The 25,688-nt window shown below is 75.7% G+C and carries 20 protein-coding genes; 14 read left to right on the top strand and 6 right to left on the bottom strand.

The genetic code is table 11. The features are described from left to right. Window positions 1–99 precede the first annotated feature (99 nt). Together BM237_RS29265 and BM237_RS11940 are read left to right on the top strand one after the other, a co-directional pair. A complete protein-coding gene (locus BM237_RS29265) occupies window positions 100–762 on the top strand; it encodes a hypothetical protein (protein ID WP_175540977.1) in 663 nt (220 codons plus the stop codon). After that, window positions 759–2,300: an FAD-dependent oxidoreductase gene (locus BM237_RS11940; RefSeq protein ID WP_093849572.1), complete on the top strand. Its 1,542-nt coding sequence runs from the start codon at window positions 759–761 to the stop codon at window positions 2,298–2,300. Before BM237_RS29265 ends, BM237_RS11940 begins: the two co-directional genes overlap by 4 nt. 79 nt (window positions 2,301–2,379) lie before the next feature. On the opposite strand, the gene BM237_RS11935 is transcribed toward BM237_RS11940, so the two are convergent. The 3 genes from BM237_RS11935 to BM237_RS11925 all read right to left on the bottom strand — a co-directional run bounded on the left by BM237_RS11935 (window position 2,380) and on the right by BM237_RS11925 (window position 5,640). Beyond that, entirely contained in the window at window positions 2,380–3,783 is a 1,404-nt protein-coding gene (locus BM237_RS11935; protein ID WP_093849571.1) for a transglycosylase family protein, read from the bottom strand. A 272-nt stretch (window positions 3,784–4,055) separates the two neighbouring features. Beyond that, on the bottom strand, window positions 4,056–4,712 hold the full coding sequence (locus BM237_RS11930; protein ID WP_093849733.1) for an HhH-GDP family DNA glycosylase: 657 nt from the start codon (window positions 4,710–4,712) through the stop codon (window positions 4,056–4,058). A gap of 46 nt (window positions 4,713–4,758) precedes the next feature. Then, window positions 4,759–5,640 (bottom strand): DUF72 domain-containing protein, encoded by an 882-nt coding sequence (locus BM237_RS11925; RefSeq protein WP_093849570.1) that lies wholly within the window; start codon window positions 5,638–5,640, stop codon window positions 4,759–4,761. A gap of 129 nt (window positions 5,641–5,769) precedes the next feature. Here BM237_RS11925 and BM237_RS11920 point away from each other — a divergent pair, with 129 nt between their 5' ends. Then, window positions 5,770–6,180 (top strand): hypothetical protein, encoded by a 411-nt coding sequence (locus BM237_RS11920; RefSeq protein WP_093849569.1) that lies wholly within the window; start codon window positions 5,770–5,772, stop codon window positions 6,178–6,180. A gap of 66 nt (window positions 6,181–6,246) precedes the next feature. Here BM237_RS11920 and BM237_RS11915 read toward each other — a convergent pair whose 3' ends face one another. Continuing rightward, entirely contained in the window at window positions 6,247–6,663 is a 417-nt protein-coding gene (locus BM237_RS11915; RefSeq protein ID WP_093849568.1) for a chaplin, read from the bottom strand. 294 nt (window positions 6,664–6,957) lie between these two features. Between BM237_RS11915 and BM237_RS11910 the strand changes: the two genes are divergently transcribed. The 8 genes from BM237_RS11910 (at window position 6,958) to BM237_RS11875 (ending at window position 17,289) form a co-directional block, all read left to right on the top strand. Continuing rightward, window positions 6,958–8,055 carry a hypothetical protein gene (locus BM237_RS11910; protein ID WP_175540976.1) on the top strand — a complete coding sequence of 366 codons (1,098 nt, stop codon included), beginning with the start codon at window positions 6,958–6,960 and terminating at the stop codon, window positions 8,053–8,055. Window positions 8,056–8,147: 92 nt separating this feature from the next. After that, window positions 8,148–9,404, top strand: coding sequence for a glycosyltransferase (locus BM237_RS11905; protein WP_245793567.1), 1,257 nt, complete (start codon window positions 8,148–8,150; stop codon window positions 9,402–9,404). Further along, window positions 9,401–10,960: an exopolysaccharide biosynthesis polyprenyl glycosylphosphotransferase gene (locus BM237_RS11900; RefSeq protein WP_093849565.1), complete on the top strand. Its 1,560-nt coding sequence runs from the start codon at window positions 9,401–9,403 to the stop codon at window positions 10,958–10,960. The genes BM237_RS11905 and BM237_RS11900 overlap by 4 nt, the downstream gene beginning before the upstream one ends. A gap of 1 nt (window position 10,961) precedes the next feature. Then, the gene (locus BM237_RS11895; protein ID WP_425443683.1) at window positions 10,962–12,404 is read left to right on the top strand and encodes an O-antigen ligase family protein; all 1,443 of its coding nucleotides are present in this window, start codon (window positions 10,962–10,964) and stop codon (window positions 12,402–12,404) included. Further along, window positions 12,401–14,170 (top strand): lipid II flippase MurJ, encoded by a 1,770-nt coding sequence (locus BM237_RS11890; RefSeq protein ID WP_093849732.1) that lies wholly within the window; start codon window positions 12,401–12,403, stop codon window positions 14,168–14,170. The genes BM237_RS11895 and BM237_RS11890 overlap by 4 nt, the downstream gene beginning before the upstream one ends. Window positions 14,171–14,258: 88 nt before the next feature. Next, entirely contained in the window at window positions 14,259–14,990 is a 732-nt protein-coding gene (locus tag BM237_RS11885) for a polysaccharide deacetylase family protein (protein ID WP_093849730.1), read from the top strand. A 76-nt stretch (window positions 14,991–15,066) separates the two neighbouring features. After that, the gene (locus tag BM237_RS11880; RefSeq protein WP_093849564.1) at window positions 15,067–16,350 is read left to right on the top strand and encodes a glycosyltransferase; all 1,284 of its coding nucleotides are present in this window, start codon (window positions 15,067–15,069) and stop codon (window positions 16,348–16,350) included. A gap of 6 nt (window positions 16,351–16,356) precedes the next feature. Further along, window positions 16,357–17,289, top strand: a complete 933-nt coding sequence (locus BM237_RS11875) for a YveK family protein (protein ID WP_175540975.1) — start codon at window positions 16,357–16,359, stop codon at window positions 17,287–17,289. 116 nt (window positions 17,290–17,405) lie between these two features. Here BM237_RS11875 and BM237_RS11870 read toward each other — a convergent pair whose 3' ends face one another. Next, a complete protein-coding gene (locus BM237_RS11870; protein ID WP_093849563.1) occupies window positions 17,406–18,575 on the bottom strand; it encodes a glycoside hydrolase family 26 protein in 1,170 nt (389 codons plus the stop codon). Window positions 18,576–18,868: 293 nt separating this feature from the next. Here BM237_RS11870 and BM237_RS11865 point away from each other — a divergent pair, with 293 nt between their 5' ends. The 3 genes from BM237_RS11865 (at window position 18,869) to BM237_RS11855 (ending at window position 24,571) form a co-directional block, all read left to right on the top strand. After that, window positions 18,869–20,362 (top strand): carboxylate--amine ligase, encoded by a 1,494-nt coding sequence (locus BM237_RS11865; RefSeq protein ID WP_175540974.1) that lies wholly within the window; start codon window positions 18,869–18,871, stop codon window positions 20,360–20,362. Window positions 20,363–20,393: 31 nt separating this feature from the next. After that, window positions 20,394–21,656, top strand: a complete 1,263-nt coding sequence (locus tag BM237_RS11860; RefSeq protein ID WP_093849562.1) for an NAD(P)-binding domain-containing protein — start codon at window positions 20,394–20,396, stop codon at window positions 21,654–21,656. Window positions 21,657–21,901: 245 nt separating this feature from the next. After that, window positions 21,902–24,571 (top strand): glycoside hydrolase family 9 protein, encoded by a 2,670-nt coding sequence (locus BM237_RS11855; RefSeq protein ID WP_425443682.1) that lies wholly within the window; start codon window positions 21,902–21,904, stop codon window positions 24,569–24,571. 90 nt (window positions 24,572–24,661) lie between these two features. On the opposite strand, the gene BM237_RS11850 is transcribed toward BM237_RS11855, so the two are convergent. Next, complete coding sequence (locus BM237_RS11850; RefSeq protein WP_093849560.1) at window positions 24,662–25,537, bottom strand: putative protein N(5)-glutamine methyltransferase; 876 nt, start codon at window positions 25,535–25,537, stop codon at window positions 24,662–24,664. Between the last annotated feature and the right edge of the window lie 151 nt (window positions 25,538–25,688).

Here is a 25,688-nt window from a genome sequence, read left to right as displayed (position 1 = left end):
CCCGGTACCGGCGGGTACCGGGCGGGTCGATGAGAGCCGACCGGATCACCGACGCGTGCGCGCCCCTGACCGACACCGGGACCCGGAGGGAGACCGACCATGGCTGACGAGAACGAGCCCACCGCGGCGGGCGACGAGAGCAGGCCCGAACTGGCCGAAGAGGACGCCACCGTCAACGACGACGAGACCCCCGGCCTGCCGCCCGAGGGGGAACCCGCCACCGGTCCCAGCCCCGGCGACTCGGCACTGGACGCCCCCTACGACCCGGGCGGCCGCCCCGAGGACGAGGGCATCCCCGACCTGCAGAACGGCATGCCCGGGCAGGAGCGGGCGAACGACCCGCAGCAGATGCCCGTGCCCGGCGAGCGCCCGGTGGCCGCCGAGGAGTGGGGCACCACCTACTCCGAGCAGCTGGAGGGCAAGCCCCTGGACGACCGGCTGGCCGAGGAGGAGCCCGACGTGGGCGAGACCTCCCGGGCCTCCGGCCCCCCGGAGGACGAGACCGGCCAGCTCAGCGACGACCCCCTCGGGGAGCGGCCCGCCAACCAGGACGTGTTCTCCCACGAGTCCGCGGCCGAGGGACTGTCCCCGGAGGAGTCGGCCGTCCACACCGTCGAGGAGGACCGCGACATCGGCCAGCTCAGGGGCGAGGAGGAGGCCGGGCGGACGGGCCCGCCCGAGGGCGTGGGCGAGGTCGGCCCGTCCGGTGAGGGCGAGGGGACCGGCGTACGTCCCGAGCCCGGAAGGAGCCGCCGGCCGTGAGCGCTTCCCCCGCCGACAACGAGTCGTACTGGCTGGCGACCGCCCCCGTCACCCCCGAGGCCGCCCACCCGCCGCTGGAGCCCGGCAGCGGGACCGACACCGACGTCGTGGTGGTCGGCGGGGGCATCGCGGGCCTGTGCACCGCCTGGGAGCTCGCCCGCGCCGGCCGCCGGGTCACCGTCGTGGAGGCCGACCGGATCGCCGCCGGGGTCACGGGCCACACCACCGCCAAGGTCAGCGCCCTGCACGGCATGGTCTACGACGAGCTGCGGAGCAAGCACGGCGCGGAAGGCGCCCGGATGTACGCGCTCTCCCAGCAGGACGCGATCGGGCACCTGGCCGCGACCGCCGCCGAGCTGGACGTGGACTGCGAGCTGGAGCGCGTGCCCGCCTACACCTGGGCCGAGTCCGAGGAGACGGCCCGGAAGCTGCGGGCCGAGGCCGAGGCCGCCGCCGAGGCCGGCCTGCCCGCCGCCTACGTCACCGAGACCGGTCTGCCCTTCCCCGTCCGGGGCGCGGTACGCGTGGCCGACCAGGCGCAGTTCCACCCGCGCAAGTTCCTCCTGGCACTCGCCGGGGACCTGGTGCGGCGCGGCGGGCGGATCGCCGAGCGCACCCGGGTGGTGAACCTGAAGGAGGGCGAGCCGTGCACGGTGACCGCCGAGAACGGCGCCACGGTCACCGCGAACGCCGTCGTCGTGGCCACCCACTACCCCGTCTTCGACCGCGCGCTGCTGTTCTCCCGGCTGGAGCCGCACCGTGAACTGGTCGTCGCCGCCGCGATCCCCGCCGAGCGGGACCCGGCCGGGATGTACCTGACCCCCGAGAACGACACCCGCTCGGTGCGCACCGCGCCCTACGGCCAGGGGCAGCGGCTCCTGATCGTCACCGGCGAGAAGTTCCCGCCCGGCACGGCCGACGTCACCGAGCGCTTCGGGAGGCTGGAGGACTGGACGCGCGAGCGCTTCCCCGGCACCCGGATCGTCCACCGCTGGGCCACCCAGGACAACAGCTCCACCGACCGCGTGCCGTACATCGGGCCCTTCCACCCCGGCGCGCGCCACACCTACGTCGCCACCGGCTTCGGCGGCTGGGGGATGGCGAGCGGGGTGCTGGCGGGCCGGCTGCTCGCCCGGTACGTCACCGGCGGCGACCTGCCGGCCTGGGCGAAGCTGTACGACCCCCGGCGGCTGCCCGGCTTCCGCGACGCCCCCTCACTACTGGGCCTGCAGGCGGGCGTCGCCAAGCACTTCGTCGGCGACCGGCTGCGCCCCTCCCACGCCGACTCCGTCGACGACATCGTCCCCGGCGGCGGCGCGGTCGTACGGGTCGGCGGGAGCCGCTGCGCCGTCCACCGCGACGCCGACGGGCAGCTGCACGCCGTCTCGGCCCGCTGCACCCACCTGGGCTGCCTGGTCCACTTCAACGACGCGGAACTGGCCTGGGAGTGCCCGTGCCACGGCTCGCGCTTCGCCCCGGACGGCTCGGTGATCCAGGGCCCCGCGACCCACCCGCTGGAGCGGCGCGACATCGGGTGACGGCCACCCCGTCCCGCCCCGCCCCACCCCGTCCGGCGCGATGCCGGGCGGGACGGGGCGGAGGGCGGATGCGCGTGAATCAGATGCGCACGCCGTTGGCGCGCAGATAGGCCAGCGGGTCGATGTCGGAGCCGTAGCCGGGGCCGGTGCGGATCTCGAAGTGCAGATGGGGGCCGGTGCTGTTGCCGGTGGATCCCGAACGCCCGATCCGCTGGCCTGCGTTGACCTGCTGGCCGGAGCGCACGGAGATCGCCGACAGATGGGCGTACTGGCTGTAGCGGCCGTCGGAGTGCCGGATGACCACCTGGTAGCCGTACGCGCCGCCCCAGCCGGCCGAGACGACCTGCCCACGGCTGACGGACTGCACCGAGGTGCCCGTGGAGACGGGGAAGTCGATGCCGGTGTGGTAGCCGCTGGACCAGCCGCTGCCCGACTGGCGGTACGCGGTGGTGGGCGAGACGCCGCTGATGGGCGCGGCGTAGCCGGGGGAGGCCTGTGCCTTGGAGCTCTTGCGCTCGGCCCGCTCGGGCTCGGTCTGCGCCTTGATCTTCTCCTGCGGCTTCTCCTTCGGCTTCTCCCGGGACTCCGCCTTCTCCCGGGACTCCGCCTTCTCCTCGGGCTTGGCCTGTTCCTTCGGCTTCTCCCGGACCTCGGGCTTGGCCTGCGCCTTTGGTCTCCCCTGCTCCTTCGGCTTCTCCTCGGCCTTCGGCGCGTCCTTCTGCCGGGGCACGGTGGTGCTCCGGCCGGGCGCGTCGTCCTGCGGGGCCCGGGCCGCACCGCCCTGCTGGAGGCTGAGCCGTTGCCCGGGGAAGATCAGGTCCGGGTCGCCTCCCACGACCGTGCGGTTGCGCTCGTACAGCGCCTGCCAGCCGCCGCGCACCTCGTGCTCGTCGGCGATCCCGGAGAGGGTGTCACCGCCCGCCACCACGTACGTCCGACCGCTGTCGGAGGGCTTGTCGGCGGGCTTCGCGTCCGGTTTCGAGTTCCCGGCCCGCGGCTGTGCCCGCACCTGCGCCTGTGCGTGCGTCTGGACGCGGGGCTGGTTGCCCTCCGGATCGGAGGCGGTCCCGGCCGCGCTGTCCGCGGTGGTGCCGGAGCCCCGGTGCTCCCAGGTCAGACCGGCTCGGGGCGAGCACACCGGCCAGGCGGTCGGGCCCTGCCCGTCGAGCACCCGCTCGGCGACGGCTATCTGCTCGTCCCTGGTGGCGAGATCGGCGCGCGGGGCGTAGGCGGTACCGCCGAATTCCTGCCAGGTGCTCTGCTTGAACTGTAATCCGCCGTAAAAACCGTTACCGGAGTTGATATTCCAGTTTCCGCTGCTCTCGCACGCGGCGACCTTGTTCCAGATCTCCTCGGGCGCGGCGTGAGCGGCGGTGGCCCCGATCAACGGGATGGCGATTCCGGCCCCTCCCGCGGTGACGGTCAGCGACGCGCGGGAAACCGCGTTGGGCTTGTATCGGCGATGACGCCCTCTTCCGGCCACAGCCGGTCCCTCCCCTACGCCGTATCCGGCGATCCGTCAGTTGAGCTTTCACGCAATTCCGTTGGCGAGCGCGCCAAAGATAGACGCGCTTTCCGCAGGACGGCAAGAGCCCGCCTTCGGCGCTCACCGTGAAAACCCCGGACACGGCACAGCGCGGCACGGCACGGCACGGTGTCGTACGGGACCGCGCACAACGGCGCGGAAACGGCGCGCAGCGGCGTGGGAACGGGGCGAGAAAGGTGTGCGAACGGTGTGAGAACGGGGAAATGAACTCACGCCTCCGCCGCGGCGAGCACCTCGTCGGCGGCCTTCCGGTCGAGGGCGGCGCGCACCAGCCCCGCGGCCAGTCGGGGCAGTTCCTCCCGCGGCACCAGCCGTGCCAGCTCCCGGGACGAGGCGGGCAGCCCCAGCCGCCGCGCGCCCTCGCGGGTCCTGCGGTCGAGGTACGGGGCGAACTCCGGCCAGACGCCCTGCGCCTCGCGCAGGAAGATGTCGGCCCCGGCCGGCCCGATGCCGGGGAAGCGCTGGAGCCGCTCGCTCACCCCGCTCTCCTCGCGCAGCCCGCGCAGGTCCCCCCGGTAGCGCTGGAGGAGCAGCTCCGCGCCGTCACCGAGCTGGGTGGCCGTCCGCTCGTCGTACCGGCGGTAGCCGCCCGCGCCCAGCGCGTCCACCCGCCGCTGCCAGGCCGACTCGGCCATGCTCCGCGCGTCGCCCAGCCCGGCGTCGAACAGGGCGCGGGCCGCGAAGACCGCGGTGTCCGCCCGGATGCGGGCGCTCAGCAGCAGCGAGAGCACCAGCAGCCGGTACAGCGGCACGGGGGTGTTCCGCAGCCGGATGCCCGCCTCCCGCGCGTATGTGCGTCCGTGGAGCTCCAGCAGCGCGCGCACCACGGAGGCGTCGCGCTCCCGCGCCCCCGCGCTCCGGCCCATGCCCGCCCGCGTGTTCCTCTTCCCGCCCGGCTCGGTCATGGCCGCATCACCCCAACAGCTCGCTCATCGCCTCGGCGGCGCGGACGGCCGCGTCGCCGCAGCAGTTGTTGAACAGCACGTGCACCCGGTCGGTCCGCTCCGCCAGCGCCCGTATCCGCGGAACCCACTCGGCCAACTCCTCCCCGGTGTAGCGGTGCCGGTAGGAGTCCTCCTTGGAACCCGTGCCCCAGTGCGGGCTGCGGCCGTGGAAGCGGACCACCGACAGCTGTGGCGCGGTCGCGGCGGCGACCGGCGGCACGGACGCGGGCAGGCCGCGTGCGGTGTCCACCGCGACCAGCGCCGCGCCGTGGCGCTTGGCCAGGTCGGCGGTGTCCGCGCGGTGCTCGGGTGCGTACCAGCGCGGGTCGCGGAACTCCACCGCCGTGCGCCACCCCAGTGCGCTCGCGCGCCCCAGGCACTGCTCCAGGAACGCCTCCGCGCCGGGCCCGGGCCGCAGCGACGGCGGGAACTGCATCAGCACCGCGCCCAGCCGCCCGGCCGCGCGCAGCGGCTCCAGCGCGCCGGCGAAGCGCCGCCACACCTCCTCCACGGCGGCCGGCCCCAGCGCGCCGGCCCGCACCCGGGCGCCCGCGGTGGCGCCGGCCGGGCGCAGCTGTGCCGGGAGCGAGCCGACCCGGGTGGAGTGGCCGGTGAGCAGGGAGAACGCCTTGACGTCGAAGACGAACCCGTCGGGGGTGCGCTCGGCCCACAGCCGGCTGTTGCGCGTACTGGGCAGTCCGTAGTACGTCGAGTCCACCTCGACCAGGCCGAAACGCCCGGCGTAGTACCGCAGCCGTCCCTCCGCCCCCCTGGCCGAGGATGGGTACCACCCGCTGCCGACCAGCGCGGGATCCGTCCACGAGCAGGTGCCGACCAGAATGTTTCCCATGGTCGCCGGGTACCCGCGCCGCGTCGGCGAGATCCGCCGTCAGGAAGCATTCGGGGCACTCGTGGCGCCCGGGGCGCGCGGCGCGCCTCGGATCCCGGGGCCCCGGGATCCGAGGAGAGGAGCGAGGCCATGTCCGGTGAGGACGAGGGCACGGACAGGGAACGGCGCGCCCGCGAGATCGCCGAGGAGGCCGAGCGGACGCGGAACCCGGGCAACGCCACCTACGGTCCGGGCCAGGGGCGGCCCCGGAGCGGCGAGGACACGGGCACGGGCGAGGACCACTGGGAGCCCGGCGGCGAGGAGGAACCGGGGGCCTCCCCGCTGGGCAAGGGCGATGTGCACGCCGTGGCCGCCGACGACATGGAGCAGCCCGAGATCGCCGCGGGGCCGACCCCGGGGATGCAGCCGGGCGAGACCGTGGAGCGCGGCCCCTGGACCCCGCCGGTGGAGGTGGATCCGCCGGCGGGCCGCAACCTGCCCCGTGACGCGGCGGGGGAGCGGGACGCGGTGCGGGAGCAGGAGGAGGAAGGCGGCCCCTGAGCGGCCTCGCGGGCCGCCCCCGGGACCGGACGGCCTCCGCCCCGCCGGTGGGGCGGAGGCGCCGGGTCACCTGTTGACGCAGACGTTCCCGGAGGAGGAGTTCAGCGCGCCCAGGACGGTCAGCTGGTTGCCGCAGAAGTTGAGGCCGAAGTCGACCGGGACCTGCACCACGTTGCCGCTGAGGACACCGGGGGAACCGAAGGCCACCGCCTCGGCGGAGGCACCGCCGTCTGCGCCATGACCGCCGCGGCGGTCGTCCCCGCCCTTGCGGTGGTCCTTCTTCCGGTCCTTCTCGTGGCCCTTCCCCTGGCCCTTGTTGTGGCCCTTGCCGCCGTCCTTCTTCCCGTCCTTCCTCTGCTCCTTCTTGTGACCGCCCTTGTGACCGCCGGGCTGGTCTCCGCCGGCGGAGGCGGCTCCCGCGCCGCCGAGAACCAGGGCGCAGGCGGCCGCGGTGATCGCGGCGGTCTTGGCGATACGGATCATCGCCGTTCTCCTTTCGGGATTCTTCGAACCGTGGTCGATCCGGGCTGTGAATGGGTTGTCCTGTCCGGAGGCGGTCCAACGGGGGTGATGCGCAGGACCACCCGGAGGGCCCAGCGGGATCACCGTTCCGGTGCTCTCCTGTGGGCCGTACCGCCGCAAGCGGATGCCGTACGCGCCGGAGGCTGATCCGGGCGGTCACACGCTCGGCGCAACCCCCGCGCGTCACCCTCGGCGGAGGTGCACGCGTCTGCCATGGTTTGCTCCGATTTGAACGGTATCGATCGGAGAAAGTCCATGCGTGTTTCCCTGGGGCTCACCAGCCGAGGAGTGCTGTGCGCACTGGCAGCCGCGGCCCTGGCGATGGCGCTGCCGCCGACCGCGGCCGCGCCCGCGCCCGGCGAGGCGCCGCGCATCCCGTTCGGGGAGCGGTACCGCGCCACACAGCACGGCGGCATCGTGCGCGCCGCCAACTCGGCCGCCACCTGCCTCACCCCCGCCACCACCGGCACGCCGCCGTGCGCACAGGCCCGGAAGGGAGCGGCGAAGGGGAACAACGGCGACTACGAGATGACCTACGTCGACATCGACGACGACCCCAACACCTACAACTCCAGCGGCGCGGAGCTGCGCCTGCCCGCCGGGGCGCGCGTCACCTACGCCCGGCTGTACTGGGGCGGCAACCTCCGGGTCGGCGAGCAGAAGCCCCCCGAGGACAACGGACGGGTGCTGATCGCCGAGCCGGGCGGCCGGTACAAGGAGGTCCTCGCCGACACCGTCGTCGGCCACCGCCGCACCGGCGTCATGGACGGGTACACCGCGTCCGCCGACGTCACCGGTCTGGTCGCGCGGTCCGGCGGCGGCTCCTACACCGTCGCCCAGCTCAACGTCGCCGCGGGCCGCTCGCCCGCCGGCGCCTGGGGCGGCTGGACACTGGTGGCCGCCTACGCCCACCCCGGGGAGCCGCTGCGCCATCTGCTGCTCATGGACGGCTACGAGGCCATGACCCCGTCCAGGGGCGCCCTCGAGATCACCGCCGAGGCCCTGCCGGTGCCGCCCGGGGCGTCCGGCGCCGCGGGCGTGGTGGCCTACGACGGCGACCGCGGCCGGGGCGGGGAGACGCTGACGGTGGGCACCGGGACCGCACCCGCCCACCGGGTGCGCGACGCGGCCAACCCCGCCGACGACCCCATGAACTCCACGATCACCGACCACGGCCGCCCCGCGCCCCGCCGTGTGCCCGCGTACCCCGACACGCTGGGCTACGACTCCGACGTCCACGGCATCGCCCCCGCGCTGGTGCGCGGCGGCGACTCGCTGACGTTCCGCTTCACCACCCGTGACGAGGGCTACCAGCTCGGAGCGCTCTTCCTGCAGGTCGACGCGCGCCGCTGAGGGCAGCGGGCCGGCGCCCTCGGCGCGATGTCGGAACGGTTCGGCGAATGGGGAGTTCAGGCGTGTCCCACAGCGATCAGGAAGCGGTTCCCATGACGGTGCTGCACCTGTCCCAGCCCGTGGACGGAGGAGTGGCCAGGGTCGTCACCGATCTGGTCCGCGCCCAGAGCGCGGCGGGAGCGCGCGCCGTGGTGGCCTGCCCGCCCGGCGGCGCGCTGGGCCGGGACGCCGCCGCGGCCGGCGCGGAGGTGGCCGACTGGCCGGCGCTGCGCGAACCGGGACCGGGCCTGTACGGCGAGGCGGTGCGGGCCGCCCGGCTGGTGCGGCGCCTCCGCCCCGATCTGGTGCACACGCACAGCGCCAAGGCGGGGCTGGTCCTGCGGCTCGCCCTGCGGGGCCGCGTCCCCACCGTCCACCAGCCGCACGCCTGGTCCTTCGACGCCGTCGGCGGGACGACCGCCCGGCTGGCCCTGTACTGGGAGCGGCTGGCGGCCCGCTGGGCGGACCGCGTGCTGTGCGTGGCCGACGACGAACTGCGGCACGGCGAGGCGTCGGGGGTGCGCGCCCGCTGGGCGGTGGTCCACAACGGCGTGGACACCGGCCGCTTCCGCCCGGCGGACGAAGCCGCCCGCGCCCGCGCGCGTACCGCCCTGCCCGCGCTCGCCGGGGTGCCGCCGCACGCCCCTCTGGCCGTCTGCGTCGGCAGGCTGTGCCGGCAGAAGGGGCAGGACGTGCTGCTGCGGGCCTGGCCCGAGGTCGCCGCCCGCGTCCCCGGCGCCCGGCTGGTCCTGGTCGGCGACGGCCCGTCGCGCCGGGAACTGGCCTCGGCGGCGCCCGCGGGGGTGCTGTTCGCCGGAGCGGCACAGGACACGGCGGCCTGGTACGCGGCGGCCGACGCGGTGGTGCTGCCCTCCCGCTGGGAGGGGATGGCGCTCGTCCCGCTGGAGGCGATGGCCTGCGGCCGCCCGGTGGTGACGACCGCGGTGACCGGCGCGGCCGAGAGCCTCCCGCCGGGCCGCGCCGCCGACTTCCTGGTCCCGCCGGAGGACCCCCGCGCCCTGGCCCGCGCGCTGGCCTCGCTGCTGGCCGACCCGCCGCTCCGGCACGACCTGGGGCTGCTGGCCGCCGAACACGTCCGGGCCTTCCACGACGTACGGCACACGGCCGAGCGGGTCGCGCGGCTGTACGCCGAGGTGCTGGCCGAGCGGTCCGCCGCCGCGCCCGTCCGCCGGCGGATCCGCCCGCCGGCCCCCGCCGCTGCCGGCCGCCTTCCCCGGCCGGCCGCCGGAATCCCATCCCGTCCCCATCCCGATCTCCACCCCGATACCAGGGAGCACATCAGGCGATGACCACGGACAACACCGGGACATCCAACCCGAGCCGGGTCCTGCCCCTGCCGGAGCCCAAGTCCCGCACCGCGGCGGCCCATGTCGGCCCGCCGCGCTCGCCGGCGCGCCGGCCGCTGCCGCCGGCTCTGCGCGGCAACCCGCACCGGCGCCGCGCCGCCGCTCTCCTCGCGGCGGCCGACTGCCTCGCCGCCGTCGCGGCGGCCGCCGCCGTGACCGCCGCGACAGCGGCGCCCGGAGCGGGCGGGGACGAGGGGGGGCTCGCGGCCGCGGTGCTGTGTGCCGTCCTGCTGGCCGTCCTGGTGCCGCTCAACGCCCGTGCCGGCCTCTACCGCACCGCCCTGGCGCCGACCGCGCTCGGCGAACTGCCCGCCCTGCTCGGCCGTACGGCCGCAGCCTGGTGCGCGGCCGCCGCGGTCCCGGCCGCGATCCGGGAGGGGAACGCCCCGGGCTGGACGCTCCTCGTGGCCGCGGTGGCCGCCCACACGGCCCTGGCCTGCGCCGCGCGCGGCGCCGTCCACCTGGCGCGCCGCCGTGCCGGACGGCGCAGACCGCGCTCCGCCCTGGTGGTCGGTGCCGGGGAGGCGGGACGGCGCATCACCACCGCCCTGTACGAGCACCCCGAGTACGGGATGCGCCCGGTCGGGGTGGTCGAGCCGGGAGGAGAACCGGCCGACGCGGCACTGGCCGAGGGCGTCTCGGTGCCGGTGCTCACCGGACGCGAGGACATCGTCCGCGCCGCCATCCAGAACGCCGTGCGCGACGCGGTGTTCACCCGCGACCCCGGCACGGACCCGGATGCCGCGGCGCTCGTACCGGTCTTCACGGACCTGGACTGCACCGTGTGGGTGGTCGGCGCGGCGTCCCCGGCCGCACACCCGGCCGCCGCCGTCACCGGCGCCCGCGCCGCCGGACGTACGGTCGAGCACCTGTGGGGCTTCCCCTGCCGCCGCCTGGACCCGCGACCCCGGCACCACCGGGCCGGACCGCGCGGCAAGCGCGCCCTGGACGTCGCGGTGGCCGCCGTGGCTCTGTTGGCCGCCGCCCCGGTGCTGCTGGCCTGCGCGCTCGCCGTCCGGATCGCCGACGGGCCCGGGGTGATCTTCCGTCAGGAGCGGATCGGGCTGGGCGGACGCCCGTTCACCGTCCTGAAGTTCCGCACCCTGCGCCCCCGCGACGAGCACGAGTCGGCGACGCGCTGGAACGTCGCGGACGACCACCGGATGAGCACGGTCGGACATGTGCTGCGCCGCACCTCGCTCGACGAGCTGCCCCAGCTGTGGAACGTGCTGCGCGGTGACATGAGCCTGGTCGGGCCGCGACCCGAACGCCCCTACTTCGTCCAGCACTTCAGCCGGCTCCACCCCGGCTACGCGGCCCGACACCGGATGCCCGCCGGGATCACCGGGCTGGCCCAGGTGCACGGACTGCGCGGCGACACCTCCATCGAGGACCGGGTGCGGTTCGACAACCACTACATCGAGACCTGGTCGCTGTGGCAGGACGTCTCGATCCTGCTGCGCACCGCGGGCTCCGTCCTCCGGCTCGGGGGCAGCTGAGGTGACGACGGCCACCACGGTCACCACGGTCACCACGGCCATCACGGCCGGCGCGGCCGGCGTACAGCCCACGGAGCCCGCAGAGCCCGGGGCCCGCCTCGCGAAGGCGGCGGCCGCCCACCGGCCGGTGCTGCCGGCACTCGCCACCGTCCTGCTGGTGTGCGTGCCCGCGTACCGCGAACCCGGCGGGGGAGGCGCGGGCCCCACCCTCGCCGACGCCGCCTCGGGCGTCCTGGTCGTGTGCTGCGCCGCGTGGGCGCTGCGCACCCGCGCGCGCCCGCTGGCGGCCCCGGCCGCCGTCGTCCTGGCGGCCCCGGCCGCCGGTCTGGCGCTGGCGGCCGTGACGGCCCAGGACCCCGCGGCCGGCCTCACCGGTTTCGTCCGTCTGCTCCAGGTGTTCGTCCTGGTGCCGGCCGCCCTGGTGCTCACGCTGCGCTCGCCGCGGCACACCCGGGCGGTCGCCGCCTCGCTGGTGGCGGTCGCCGTGGTGCAGGGCGCGGTCGGCGTCCACCAGTACCTCACCGGCACCGGCGCCTCGTACCAGGGGGAGAACGTCCGGGCGGTGGGCACCTTCGGGCCGACGGACGTCATGGGGATGGCCTCCGCCGTCTCCTGCGGCGTCGTCGTCGCCCTGGCCGCAGGGCTCGCCCCGCCGGCCGGAGCCCCCCGGTGGCTGCGGCCGGCGGCGCTGGGCACCGCCGCCGCGCTCCTGGTGCCGCTGGCCCTCTCCTTCAGCCGGGGGACGTGGATCTCCACCGCCGCCGCCTGCACGACCGTGCTGCTCCTGACGGGGCTGCGGGCGGCCCTGCGCACCCTGGCGGTCGCCTCGGCCGCCGCGGTGGTCCTGGTCGGAGGATTCGGCGTGGGCGGCGACCTCGTCGCCGAGCGCGCCGCCAGCATCACCGAGGTCGCCGGAGAGCCCGACCGGTCCGTGACCGACCGCTACACCATGTGGGCCGCCGCCGCGGGGATCTGGCGCGAGAACCCGCTGACCGGGGTGGGCCCCAGGGGCTTCGCCGAGCACCGCGACTCCCACGCCTCCCTCGCGCTGTCCTCGGCGAGCGACACCGCCGGGGCCGGACAGGACTTCCACCGCCAGCCCCTGCTGTCCCCGCACAACATGTACCTGCTCCTCCTGGCCGAACAGGGGCTGGCCGGCGCCGTCGCCGTCGTGGGCGGCTGGGCCGCGCTGCTGGTGCTGGGCCTGCGGCGGCTGCGGCGGGCGCGGGCGGCGGGGCGGGACGCCGACTGCGGCCCGGCCGCGACCGGCCTGCTCGTCCTGGTCTGCGTCGACTTCCTCTACGCCGACATCGGGGGCCCCTCCACGGTGCTGACCGCCGTGGCACTCGGCCTGGCCGCCTGGTGGGCACTGGCCCCCGCGGCGGCGGTCGGCGGCGCGGCCGGCCGCAGCGCGCGGGGCGCGAAGGAGGCGGGCGCACGGTGAGCACCAGCACCAGCACCAGCACCAGCACCGCGACCGGCGTGACCGGCGCGCCCCCACCGCCCTCCGGGCCCTTCGCCTCCCCGCCCGCACCCGCACCCGCACCCGCGCCCGGTTCCGGTTCCGCGCCGGGCAGGCGGCTCGTCGCCCGGGCCGCCGCGGCGACCGCAGTCCTCACCGCCGCCGGTTCCTTCTTCGGCCTGGTGCGGGACCAGACCATCGCCCATCTGTTCGGCGCGGGCAGCGAGACGGACGCGTTCCTGGTGTCCTGGACCGTCCCCGAGTTCGCCTCGACGATCCTCATCGAGGACGCCATGGCGCTGGTGCTGGTCCCGGCGTTCAGCCTCGCGCTGTCGCGCCGCGCCGCCGTCCGCGAGACCGGGAAGGACGCCCGCGCCCTCCCGGAGGATCCCGCGGGCCCCGCCGACCCGGTGCGCGCGCTGCTGGCGGCCACGCTTCCCCGGCTGCTCCTGGCACTGGCGTGCGCCGCCGCGGCCGTGGCGCTGCTGGCACCGCCGCTGGTGGGAGCCCTCGCGCCCGGCCTGGCCGACCCCGGCCTGGCGGCGGACTGCACCCGGCTGACGGCCGTCACCGTGCTGGGCTTCGGAACCGCCGGGTACTTCAGCGCGGCCCTGCGCGCCCACCGCAGCTTCGCGCCCCCGGCGGCGATCTACTGCGCGTACAACATCACCGTCATCGCCGTGGTGCTGGGCCTGCACGCCCGGTGGGGGGTGCGCGCAGCCGCGTTCGGGGTGGCCGCGGGCAGCCTGGCGATGGTCCTGGTGCAGCTCCCGGCGTTCTGGCGGCACCTGCACCTCCGCGCCGTCGCAATCCTGCGCGCGCGCCGGTCCGTACGCGCCGCACGTGCCGTATGCGCCCCGCGCACCGCAGGCGTCCCGCGCGCCGCGGCGCTGGTGGGCTGGGGCGTGGTCGCGCCGGTGGCCGTCTTCGCCCTCTCCCGCCAGTCGCAGGTGCTCGTCGAGCGCTTCCTGGCCTCCGGGCTGCCGCCCGGCGCGATCTCGCACCTGAACTACGCGCAGAAGATCGCCCAACTGCCCATGACCTTCTCCCTGCTGCTGTGCACGGTCACCTTCCCCCTGGTCGCCCGGGCCATGGCCGACGGCCGGACCGAGCGGGCCCGGCGGCGCGTGGAACGCGATCTGGTGCTGGCCGCGACGGTGGTGCTGCTGGGGGCCGCGTACGTGATCGCCTACGCCCCCCAGATCGTCCAGCTCCTCTTCGAGCGGGGCGCCTTCGGAGCCGCGGACACCGCCGCCACCGCCTCGGTCATGCGCGTCTACGCCACCGGACTGCTCGGCCACTGCCTGGCCGGCGCCCTGGTCCGGCCGTTCTTCGCCACCGCCCGGCCCGTCTGGTACCCGGCCGCCGCGATGGCCGCCGGCCTGCTGCTCACCGTCGTGGCCGGTGCCCTGGCGGCCCCCCGCTGGGGCGTCCACGGCATCGCCGCGGCCAACGCCGCCGGGATCACCACCACCGCGCTGCTGCTCCTGTGCGGTCTGCGCACCCGCGTCCTGCCCGTCCGGGTGCGCACGGTGGCGGCAGGTCTGGTCCGGCTGACGCTGGCCGCCGCCGCGGCCACCGCGGCCGGCCTGGCCGCCGCACCGCTCCTGCCCTCCCCGCTCCCCACCGCCGCCGCCGGGGCGCTGGCCGTCCCGGCCGCCTTCACCGCCGCCGCGCTCGCCGTCCGGGCGCCCGAAGTACCGCAGCTCCTCACCGCCGTCACACGAAGGTTCCGCCATGCCCGCTGATCCGGCCCGTACGACCACACCCGCCCCCGACCCGACCGCGCCCCCCGCCTCGCTGCCGCGGCTGCGGCCGGTGCGCCCCTGGGTACTGATGTACCACTCGGTGGCCGAACACACCGAGGACCCCTACAACGTCACCGTCTCGCCGGGCCGCCTGGACCGCCAGCTGCGCTGGCTGCGGCGGCGCGGCCTGCGCGGCGTGGGGGTGGGCGAGCTGCTGCGGGAGAGAGCGGCCGGACGCGGCGCGGGCCTGGTGGGCCTGACCTTCGACGACGGGTACGCGGACTTCATCGGGGAGGCCGTGCCGCTGCTGCGCCGCCACGGCTGCACCGCGACCGTGTTCGTCCTGCCCGGCAGGCTCGGCGGCGACAACGAGTGGGACCCGCTGGGCCCGCGCAAGCCGCTGCTGACCGAGGCGGGGATCCGCGCCGCGGTCGGCGCCGGAATGGAGGTCGGCTCCCACGGGCTGCTCCACCTCGACCTGACGGCCGCCGACGACGAGACCCTGCGCCGGGAGACCGGGGGCAGCCGCGAGCTGCTGGAGGAGATCACCGGACGCCGGGCGGAGGGCTTCTGCTACCCCTACGGCACGGTCGACCACCGCGCGGTGCGGGCGGTGCGCGCGGCGGGCTACGCGTACGCCTGCGCCATCGACCCCGGCCCGCTGACCGGTCCGCACGCCCTGCCCCGCGTCCACATCGGCGAGGAGGACACCTCGCCGCGGCTGTACGCCAAGAGACTGCTGCACCCCCTGCGGCGCCGGGCCCTGCCCAGCGGGCCCACCGCCCCGGCCGCCGGATCCCTCACCGGGGCCGGACGGTGACGGCGGCGCGCGGAACGGGCCGCCCGCCCGGAAGGCGGGCCCGGACCCGGGACCGCGGCACGGGAGAGGAGGACCGATGAGAGTGCTGCACGTCATCACCGGCCTCGGCGCGGGCGGCGCCGAGCAGCAACTGCGGCTGCTGCTGCGCCACCTGCCGCTGTGCTGCGACGTCGTCACCCTGACCAACCCCGGCGCGGTCGCCGAGGGCATCGAGGCCGACGGCACCGCCGTCACCCATCTGGGGATGCGCGGCAACCGCGACCTGTCCGCCCTGCCGCGGCTGGTGGACACCGTCCGCGCCGGGCGCTACGACATCGTCCACACCCATCTGTACCGGGCCTGCGTCTACGGGCGGATCGCGGCGCGGCTGGCCGGGACGCGCACCGTGGTGGCCACCGAGCACTCCCTGGGCGAGCGGCGGATCGAGGGCCGCCCGCTCACCCAGGGCGCCCGCGCCCTGTACCTGGCGACCGAGCGCATGGGCACCGCGACCGTCGCGGTCTCCACCACCGTGGCCTCCCGGCTGCGCCGCTGGGGCGTGCCCGGCTCCCGCATCAAGGTCATCCCCAACGGCATCGACGCCGCCCGGTTCCGCTTCGACCCCGTGGTGCGCGCGTCGGTGCGCACCCGCCTGGGACTGCCCGCGCACGCCCTGGTGGTCGGCGGCGTCGGACGGCTGGTGCCCGGCAAGCGCTTCGACATCGCGGTGCGGGCCGTCGCACAGCTCCCCGGGGCCCATCTGGTCCTGGCCGGGGACGGGCCGGAGCACGGCAGGCTGCGCGAACTGGCCGCCGGGCTCGGCATCGCCGACCGCGTACGGCTGCTGGGGGAGTGCGGGGGAGCGGTGGGGGCCGAGCCCGGCGGGCACGAGGGCCGCCCGGACATCCCCGGGCTGCTCAGCGCCATGGACGTGTTCGTCTCGCCGTCGGCCGAGGAGGCATTCGGGCTGGCCGTGCTGGAGGCGCTGGCGGCCGGGCTGCCCGTGCTCCATGTGACCTGCCCGGCCATCGACGAGCTGCCGCGCTCCCACGCCCCCGGGGCGCACCGCGTCGAACCGGGGGTCGCGAGCCTGGTCGCGGCGCTGCGCGAGCCGTCGTCGGTGCCGCCCGGCAGGCGCCGGGCCCCGGTCTGCGAGGCCGTGCGCCGCTACGACGTGGCCCGCGGCGCGGACCGGCTCATGGCCCTGTACGAGGAGCTCCACGGCCGCGCCCCCGCGCGCCCGGCCGCGGGCACCGCCACACATGCCGCCGGACGCGCCCCCGTAACGCCCCTGCCCGCTCCGGTCGTCCCGGCCGCGTCCGCCGCACCGGCCGCACCGACCGCACCGACCGCACCGACCGCTCCGACGACGAAGAGGTAGCCCGCCTTGACCGAGCCGCGCACGACAGAACCGCCCGAACCGCCGGCACCGCCGCGCCGCACCGGCCCGCTCGCCCGCCTCTCGCCGCCGTGGCGGCCCTCATCCCTGCCCGCCTGGTGGCCGCTGGCACTGGGGATCCTGCTGGGACTGGTCGGCGCAGCGGCGTACGGCCTGCTCGCCACACCCCGCTACACCGCGACCAGTTACGTGGTCGTGGTGCCCGGCCCCGGGGCGGACTCGGCGACCGCCCTCGGCTTCGCCCAGGCGTACGGCCGCGTCGCCACCGACAGCGCCGTTCTCGCCGAGGCGAGGGCGGCGGCGAGGATGCCGGTGGAGGAACTGCGCGACGCCGTACGGTCGGCCACCTCCCCGGACGCGCCCATGGTGGAGATCACCGGGACCGCCTCCAGCCCCGGCCGGGCCGCAGCCGCCTCCAACGCGGTGGCCAACGCCCTGACCAGGACCGGGAACCAGGCCACGAGCAGTACGGGGGTGCGGCTGTCGCTGTTCGCCCCGGCGTTCGACCCCACCGAACCCACCTCGCCCTCGGTGCCGCTCGCCGTCGCGGTGGGCGGCTGCGCGGGCGGGCTCGTCGGCGGTCTCGCGCTCCTGGCCGCCCCCAGGGGCCGCCGCGCCCCGGTCCCCGTCGGCGTACCGGCCCCCGCCGGGGCCGCGAACCGGAGCGCCCGTGCCGAGCGGCCGGCGCCTGCCGCCGACGCATCCTCCCCGTCGAAACCCTCCCCGTCGAAACCCTCCGCCGCGCCCCCCGCCCAGGCCGCGCCCGCCGCGGACTCCGGGGTTCCCGCACCCGCCGTCAAGGCCGCGGCCAAGGCGGCGGCAGCGGCGGCGGCGTCCGTCTCCGCGCCCTTCGGCAAGGACGCGGCCGGGGACGGGACGCCGGAGGAGCGGCGGAAGCTGGGCCGGCGGTCCGCCCGGTGACCCGCCGCACACCCCGTACCCCGCCCCGTCCGGCGGGTGCACCGGCCGGGGCGGGGCGGAAGGTGTGCGCTCCGGCACCCGGCCGCCCGGGGGGCCGCCGTCCAGGGACTCCTCGCCTAGGGCCTTCTCGCCCAGGAGAGGGTGACGCACAGCCGCCGGTCGCCGAACCAGCCGCCCAGCCAGTCGCCCAGGTCCACGCAGATCTCCGGCCGGTTCCGTCCCGGCCGCGAGGCGCCGGGCGTCATCCTCTCCCGGAAGACCGCGGAGGACTTCGGGTTCTCCCCGCACCGCCACACGCCGTGCGGACAGTAGTCGCTGATGGTGTGGTAGAGCGGCTTCTGCTCGTCGATCCAGTCCAGCATGCGGCGCACGTACTCGGCGTTGTCGCCTCTGCGGAACAGCCCCCATTCGGGGTAGGAGATCTGCTTTCCGCGCGCGGCGGCGAAATCCACCTGATGCCGCAGACCGTAGGGCTGGTTCACCTGGTCGTCGAACGTCTCGCCGGGCGGCTGGTCGTAGGAGTCCATGCCGATGATGTCGACCACGTCGTCACCCGGGTAGCACTCGGTCCAGCCGATCGCGTCCTTTCCCCGGCTGGGCGCGAAATCGAAGCGGAACCTCTGCCCGTCCACCGACCGCATGGCGTCGACGATGCGCCTCCAGTACGCCTTCCACGCCTGCGGATCCGGAGCGCAGCGGTGGGTGTAGGTGGTGCCGTTCATCTCCCAGCCCAGCACGATCACCGTGTCGGGCACCCCCGCGGAGACCAGATGCCCGGCCAGGGTGCGGAAGTGGTGGTCGAAGCGGCCCCGGGCGCCCTGGGCGAGCAGTTCGCGCACCTCGTGGTCGGGGACGCCGGCCTCGTTGCGCGCCTGCATCGGCACGTTGAGCACGAACAGCCGGTCGGGGTCGGCGCGCCGCCACTGGGCCCAGGGGCGCAGGAAGTACGGGTCGCTCTCGATGCGCTCCCAGGTGTCGCCCGGCAGATAGGTGTGGCCCACCCGCAGGTCCGCACCGCCGAGCCACTCCCGCAGCTCCGCGATCCGCCGCACCCCGTCCGAACCCGACCCGAGGAAGGCGCCGGCGGCCACCGAGGAGCCCGCCCCGTCCGGCGGGCGGGGCCCGTCGCCGTCCCCGAACGTGCCGGTCGCCACGGCGCCGCCCGCCACCAGCGCTCCGGCGACGACGGCCCCGGCGCACGCGGTCGTCAGTCTGCGGCGCCGGGCGGGCGCCGCGGGCTTCCGGTGCCGACCGGTTCCTCCCGGTCGGGGGTGTCGATGGGGCATCGTGCCTCCTTGCTGCGTCGCCAGAACGGCCTGCTCTCTCTCCCCGGGCCTGCGCGTCTTTTCCGAGACACTAATCGGAGAATCCCTCAAATAACCCGCCGGGCCGCTTTCTGATAACCCGTTCGCTGCTTTCGTCGCCCGCCCGGCCCAGCGCCGGGAGGAATTCGGTGGCGTCGGCCACGGCACCGCGCCGGCGCCCGGTAAGACCATCGGCGGAACACCGGAGAACGCCGGATGAACACCAGAGAAAACCGCAAGGAAAAACCCCCGAGGAACGCCGAGGACTGCGCACCATGTCGCCACCGTTCGACACCGAGGTACCCGTACTGCTGCTGAGACTCGACCGGAATCCCTTCCACCACGGCACCCTGGGGGCCATCAGGTCCCTGGGGCGAGCCGGTGTCGAGGTCCACGCCGTCGTCGAGTCGCCGCACTGCCCCATCGGCCGCTCCCGCTACCTGCGGCAGGGGCACCAACTGCCGGCGGACGGGGTCCGCGGCGCCCACCGGACGGGAGAGACGGTCGATGCCGGCGGAGCGTCGGACGACCGGCTGGAGCGGATGCTCCGTCAGATCTCCGACCGCATCGGACGGCCCGCCGTCCTGATCCCCATGGACGACATGGGGGCCATCGCCGCGGCCCGGCTCGCCGGCCGGCTCGCCGGACGCTTCCTGCTGCCCGAGCAGCCGCCCGAACTGCCGCAGCGGGTGGCCGACAAGGCCCGCCTGGCCGCCATGTGCGCGGAACTGGACATCCCGCACCCGCCGACCGTGAGCCCGCGCAGCGCCGGCGAGGCCGCCGCCGCGGCCCGGGAGCTGGGCCTGCCCCTGATCGCCAAGTGGAGCCGCCCCTGGCTGCTGCCCCAGGGCGGCACACTGCGCAGCACCACCGTGGTCACCACGGAGGACCAGGCACGCGTCCTGTACCGGCGCAGCGGCGAGGCCGGCAGCCGGCTGCTGCTCCAGCGGCTCGTGCCCGGCGGCCGCGACACCGACTGGTTCTTCCACGGCTGCTTCACCGGCGGCGCGGTCCGTCTCGCCGGAGGGGCGGGGCGCAAGGAGCGCTCCTGGCCGGTGGACGCGGGCCTCACGGCGGTCGGCCGCTGGCTGCCGAACCCCGAGGTCGAGCGGGTGGCACGGCTGCTGGCCGAGCACCTGGACTACCGGGGCATCCTCGACCTGGACTTCCGGTTCGACACCGCCACCGGCACCTACCGGTTGCTGGACTTCAACCCCCGTCCCGGCGCGCAGTTCCGCCTGTTCACCGACCGCTCGGGGCTGGACGTCGTACGGGCCCTGCACCTGGACCTCACCGGCCGGACCGCCGCCCCGGCCGACCCCGTACCGGGACGCCTCTTCGTCGCGGAGAACTACGCCCTGCTGTCCTCGCTGGCGGCGCTGCCCTCCGAAGGACTGCCGCTCACCTCCGCCCGGCGCGGCCGCCGGACCGCCGCGGGCGGCATGGACGCCGCGGGCGGCGAGGAGGACGCGGGGAAGGGGAGGAGCCGGCCGCGGGAGACGGAGACCGCCTGGTTCGCGGCGGACGACCCGGCGCCCTTCCTCGCCATGACCGCGTCCTGGCTCGGACAGGGCGGGCGCAAGACCGTGGTGCGTCTGGGACGGCGCCTGCTGCGTCCGGGACGGCCGGCGGTCCGCGTGCCGGCACCGGAGGGCGCGGGCGGCAGCGGCCGGAGCGGCCGGAGCGGCCGGGCCGACGCGGCCGGAGCGCCCCTCGGCGCGCCCCGGGCCCCGGCGGACCTTCGCACCACCGAACACCCCACGGCATGACGACCCCACGACGAGAGAACGGTGACCGACCATGTACGACCTGGTAGTGGTGGGCGCGGGCCCCTACGGACTGTCGATCGCGTCCCACGCGGCGGCGGCCGGGATCGGGGTACGCGTCCTCGGCCGCCCGATGGCCTCCTGGCGGGACCACATGCCCGAGGGGATGTTCCTCAAGTCCGAGCCCTGGTCCTCGAACCTGTCCGACCCCTCCGGCGAGCACACCCTGGCCGCCTACTGCGCCTCCCGGGGACTGCGCGCCGAGCACGGCGACCCGCTGCCGATCGGCGTCTTCACCGAGTACGGGCTGTGGTTCGGGCGTTCGGCCGTGCCGTCGGTCGAGGAGGAGACGGTTCTCTCCGTGCGGCCCCGGACGGAGGGCTTCCTGGTGGAGACCGAGGCGGGCGAGGCGATCCTGACGCGGACCGTGGCCCTGGCCGTCGGCGTGATGCCGTTCGTCCACCGCCCCGAGCCGCTGCGGGCCCTGCCCCGCGAACTCGTCACGCACAGCAGCCACCACCGGGACCTGTCGCGCTTCCGCGGCCGGGACGTCACGGTGATCGGCGCGGGGCAGGCCGCCCTGGAGACCGCGGCCCTGCTGGCCGAGTGCGGCGCCCGCCCCCGGGTGGTGGCCCGCGCCGGCGGCGTCTCCTGGAACACCCCGCCCCAGCCCCTGGAGCGCTCCGCGCTGCGCTCCCTGGTCGACCCGCACTGCGGGCTGGGCACGGGCTGGCCCAGCTGGGTGTGGTCCGAGAAGCCCTGGGTGGTCCGCCGGCTGCCGGGTGCGCTGCGGACCCGGATCGCGGACCGGGCGCTGGGCCCGGCCGGGGCCTGGTGGCTGCGCGACCGGGTGGAGGGCCGGGTACCGGTGCTGCTCGGCCAGCGGTTGCGGGCGGCCGTCCCGGCGGGCGGGGGAGTGCGGCTGAGTCTGGAGACGGCCGAGGGGGCGGCCACGACCCTGGAGACCGACCATGTGGTGGCCGCCACCGGTTTCGTCCCGGACATCGGGCGGCTGGGCCTGCTGGACCCGTATGTGCGCAACCGCCTGCGGCTGGCGGGGACCGGCCGGGCGCCCGAGGTGGACGGCCGGTTCGAGTCCTCGGTTCCGGGCCTGTTCTTCGCCGGGCTGCTGACGGCGCCGTCCTTCGGCCCGTCCATGCGGTTCGTCTACGGGGCCGGTTTCACGGCGGAACGGCTGGTGCGAGGGGTCCGGCGCCGGCTGGGCGGGCGCCGCGGCGCCCCGGTGCCCGGCAGCCGGCGCTCGGCCGGCACCCGGGACACGGTGACCCTGGGCTGAGTCGCGCGTCCCCGGGCCCGCGCGCCGCCGCGGGCCCGGGGACGCGCGCCGCCGCGGGCCCGGGGACGCGCCGCCGCGGCCGGCGGTCCGCCCGGTTGCGGGAATCCGTTGGTGGCGTCCGATGTCTTGACGCTTTCTGTCATGCACCCCACGATCTATGGGAGCGCTCCCAGATGTTGTGGGGCGCAGCTCGTCATGCCGTCGCGTCGCCCCGTCCGTTTTCCCCACGCCGGAAGGACCGAACTGTGACACCTCATCCGCCCCCTCAGCCCCGGGCGACGGGCCGCCCGCGCCGCGGCAGGCGCCGCGTGCTGGGCGCCGTGGCCGCCGCCGGACTGCTGGCCGGCGCCCTGACCGCCCCCGCCCTCGCGGCCGAGGCCGCGGACGGGCCCGAACTGATCACCAACGGCGACTTCTCCAACGGCACCACCGGCTGGTGGTGGACGGAGAACAGCCCCGGCGAGGTCGTCGACGGCCGGCTGTGCGCCGAGGTGCCCGCCGGCACGGAGAACCCCTGGGACGCCATCGTCGGGCAGAACGACCTCCCGCTCGCCGCGGGCGAGGGCTACGAGCTGAGCTTCACCGCCAGCGCCACCGAGCCGATCACCGTCCGCACCAACGTCCAGATGGCCGCCGAGCCCTGGACCACCGAGCACGCCTCGGCCGACCAGGTCGGCGCGGAGGCGAAGACCTTCACCCACGTCTTCACCGCGGGCGCCGACCACGAGGCCGCCCAGCTCGCCTTCCAGATCGGCGGCAGCGAGCAGGCGTACACCTTCTGCGTGGACGACGTCTCGCTCACCGGCGGCGCCGAGCCGCCCGTCTACGAGCCCGACACCGGCTCGCCGGTACGCGTCAACCAGGTCGGCTACCTCACCGAGGGGCCCAAGAACGGCACCTTCGTCACCGACGAGACCTCGGCCCTGACCTGGACGCTCAAGGACGCCGACGGTACCGAGAAGGCATCCGGCACCACCACTCCCGCCGGAACCGACCCCACCTCGCGCCAGAACGTCCACACCTTCGACTTCGGCGACTTCACCGAGGCGGGCGAGGGCTACACCGTCACCGTCGACGGCGAGACCAGCGAGCCCTTCGACATCGGCGACGACCTGTACTCGCAGCTGCGCTCGGACGCGCTGGCGTACTTCTACCACAACCGCAGCGGCATCGAGATCGACGCCGACCTGGTGGGCGAGGAGTACGCCCGTCCCGCCGGACACGTCGGCGCCGCACCCAACCAGGGCGACACCGAGGTCCCGTGCCAGGAGGGCCTGTGCGACTACACCCTGGACGTCTCCGGCGGCTGGTACGACGCCGGTGACCACGGCAAGTACGTCGTCAACGGCGGTATCTCCGTCGCCCAGGTGATGTCCAACTACGAGCGCACCCTCACCGCCGAGGGCGCCGACGGCGCCGCGCTCGGCGACGGGAAGCTCCGCGTCCCCGAGCGCGGCAACGGCGTCCCGGACGTGCTGGACGAGGCCCGCTGGCAGATGGACTTCCTGATGCGGATGATGGTGCCCGCCGGCGAGGAGCTCGCCGGCATGGCGCACCACAAGATCCACGACCGGGAGTGGACCGGACTGCCGCTGCTGCCGCACCAGGACCCGCAGCCGCGCGAGCTGCACGCGCCGTCCACCGCCGCCACCCTCAACGTGGCCGCCACCGCAGCCCAGTGCGCCCGCCTGTTCGAGCAGTACGACGCGGACTTCGCCGCGCGGTGCCTGGACGCCGCCGAGACCGCCTGGGCCGCCGCCAAGGCGCACCCGGACATGCTCGCCGACCCGAACGACGGCACCGGCGGCGGCGCCTACAGCGACAACGACGTGTCCGACGAGTTCTACTGGGCCGCGGCCGAACTCTTCGTCACCACCGGCAACGAGACCTACCGTCAGGAGGTCATGGACTCCCCGCTGCACGGTGACACCGACGCCGTCTTCCCGCGCGGCGGCATGTCCTGGGGGGCCACCGCCGGCCTGGGCGCGCTCAGCCTGGCCACCGTGCCCAACGAGATGACCGACGCCCAGCTCCAGGGCGTACGCGCCATGGTCACCGAGGCCGCCGACGGCTACGCCGCCGACTCCCGCGGCGCCGCCTACGGCGTGCCCTACGCCCCGCAGGACAACCACTACGTGTGGGGCTCCAACAGCCAGGTCCTCAACAACATGGTGGTCCTGGCCACCGCGCACGACCTGACCGGCGAGAGCGCCTACCGCGACGCGGTGCTGCGCGGCATGGACTACCTGCTGGGCCGCAACCCGCTCAACCAGTCCTACGTCACCGGCTACGGCGAGCGCGACTCGCGCAACCAGCACCACCGGTTCTGGGCGAACCAGCTCGACCCGGACCTGCCCAACCCGGCGCCCGGCTCCGTCGCGGGCGGCCCGAACGTCGAGATCCAGGACCCGATCGCCCAGGACAAGCTCCAGGGCTGCGCCCCGGCGATGTGCTACATCGACCACATCGAGTCCTGGGCCACCAACGAGATCACCATCAACTGGAACGCCCCGCTGGCCTGGGTGGCCTCCTACCTCGACGACCTCGGCCAGGGCGGCGACGGCGGCGAGGACCCGGGCGAGGACCCGGACGAGACGCCCTCCTGTGAGGTGACCTACTCCTCCAACCGGTGGAACGGCGGCTTCAGCACCAATGTGACGGTGAAGAACACCGGCACCGACACGCTCAGCGGCTGGGAGCTGACCTGGTCCTTCGCCGACGACCAGCGGATCACCCAGGCGTGGAACGCCCAGGTCGTCCAGACCGGGCGGGACGTCGTCGCCAAGCCGGCGCAGTGGAACAGCACCATCCCGGCGAACGGCTCCGTGAGCTTCGGCTTCAACGGAACATCCGGCGGCCAGGCGGCCGACCCGGACGCCGTCTCCCTGAACGGGAAGGCGTGCACGGTCAAGTGACCTGACGCACCTTCGGCCGCACGCCACCCGACCGGAGGGCCGGGGCGCCCCGCACCGGGGCGCCCCGGCCCTCCGCCGTCGGTTCCGCCGTCAGCTCTGCCGCGCCCCGCCGTCGGCCCCACCGCCGCCTGCCGGGGAGCCGACGACGACGGTGGCGTACAGCTCCTCGCAGACGACCGTCTGAGGCACCAGACCGGCCCGGGCGACGGCCCGCGCCGTCCGCGGCGCCTGGTGCCCGCCCGTCTCCACCAGCAGCTGCCCGTCCGGCGCCAGCCACCGCGGCGCCTCCTCGATCACCCGCCGCTGGACGCCCAGCCCGTCCGGCCCGCCGTCGAGCGCCACCGGCGGCTCGTGCTCGCGGGCCTCCGCGGGCAGCAGCCCCATCTCATCGGTTGGCACATAGGGCGCGTTGGCGACCAGCACGTCGACGCGGCCGCGCAGCGCCGCGGGCAGTGGGGCGTACAGATCGCCCTCGTACACCCGGCCCCCGGCGGCGGCGAGGTTGCGGCGCGCGCAGCGCACCGCGGCCGGGTCGACGTCGGCGGCGTGGAGTTCCACCCCCTCCACGGCCGCCGCCACCGCGGCGCCCACCGCGCCCGAACCGCAGCACAGGTCGAGTACGACGGCGCCGCGCCGACGCCCGGCGAGCGCCGCGGCCCGCCGGGCGAGGAACTCGGTACGGCGGCGGGGCACGAAGACCCCGGGCTCCACGGCGATGCGCAGACCGCGGAACTCCGCCCAGCCCAGGACGTGTTCGAGCGGAAGTCCGCCCGCCCGGCGCTCCACCATGGCGGCGAGCTCATCGGGGGTACGGGCGGCGGACAGCATCAGCCGCGCCTCGTCCTCGGCGAAGACGCAGCCCGCGGCCCGCAGCCGGGCGGCGACGGCGGGCAGAGCGGAAGGAGCGGAAAGGTCCCAAGGACCTGAAGGAACGGAAGAAGCGGAGAAGGAGGAGGGATGAGACACGAGGGCCTTTCGGGATGCCGAAGGGCGCTCTCACGGTCACCCGTGCCGGGGAACCGGCGCCTTCGCGGGACCGCGGGACGAGAGAGCCCTGCCTGACCTGGCGTCGACCGGTCTCACCCCCTCGCGTCGCACTGTGTCGCGGAGCGGCAAC

Source organism: Streptomyces mangrovi (assembly GCF_900114215.1).
Taxonomy (GTDB): domain Bacteria; phylum Actinomycetota; class Actinomycetes; order Streptomycetales; family Streptomycetaceae; genus Streptomyces; species Streptomyces barkulensis.
This window is presented reverse-complemented; position numbering and strand designations above follow the sequence as displayed.

Bases quoted from the DNA above. Each gene is read 5' to 3' on its own strand.
- BM237_RS29265 (WP_175540977.1), top strand. From the start codon at position 100: ATGGCTGACGAGAACGAGCCCACCGCGGCGGGCGACGAGAGCAGGCCC.
- BM237_RS11930 (WP_093849733.1), bottom strand. From the start codon at position 4,712: ATGGGCCGGAGCGCGGGGGCGCGGGAGCGCGACGCCTCCGTGGTGCGC.
- BM237_RS11865 (WP_175540974.1), top strand. From the start codon at position 18,869: ATGTCGCCACCGTTCGACACCGAGGTACCCGTACTGCTGCTGAGACTC.
- BM237_RS11860 (WP_093849562.1), top strand. From the start codon at position 20,394: ATGTACGACCTGGTAGTGGTGGGCGCGGGCCCCTACGGACTGTCGATC.
- BM237_RS11900 (WP_093849565.1), top strand. From the start codon at position 9,401: ATGACCACGGACAACACCGGGACATCCAACCCGAGCCGGGTCCTGCCC.
- BM237_RS11925 (WP_093849570.1), bottom strand. From the start codon at position 5,640: ATGGGAAACATTCTGGTCGGCACCTGCTCGTGGACGGATCCCGCGCTG.
- BM237_RS11885 (WP_093849730.1), top strand. From the start codon at position 14,259: ATGTACCACTCGGTGGCCGAACACACCGAGGACCCCTACAACGTCACC.
- BM237_RS11915 (WP_093849568.1), bottom strand. From the start codon at position 6,663: ATGATCCGTATCGCCAAGACCGCCGCGATCACCGCGGCCGCCTGCGCC.
- BM237_RS11910 (WP_175540976.1), top strand. From the start codon at position 6,958: ATGCGTGTTTCCCTGGGGCTCACCAGCCGAGGAGTGCTGTGCGCACTG.
- BM237_RS11870 (WP_093849563.1), bottom strand. From the start codon at position 18,575: ATGCCCCATCGACACCCCCGACCGGGAGGAACCGGTCGGCACCGGAAG.
- BM237_RS11920 (WP_093849569.1), top strand. From the start codon at position 5,770: ATGTCCGGTGAGGACGAGGGCACGGACAGGGAACGGCGCGCCCGCGAG.
- BM237_RS11880 (WP_093849564.1), top strand. From the start codon at position 15,067: ATGAGAGTGCTGCACGTCATCACCGGCCTCGGCGCGGGCGGCGCCGAG.
- BM237_RS11905 (WP_245793567.1), top strand. From the start codon at position 8,148: ATGACGGTGCTGCACCTGTCCCAGCCCGTGGACGGAGGAGTGGCCAGG.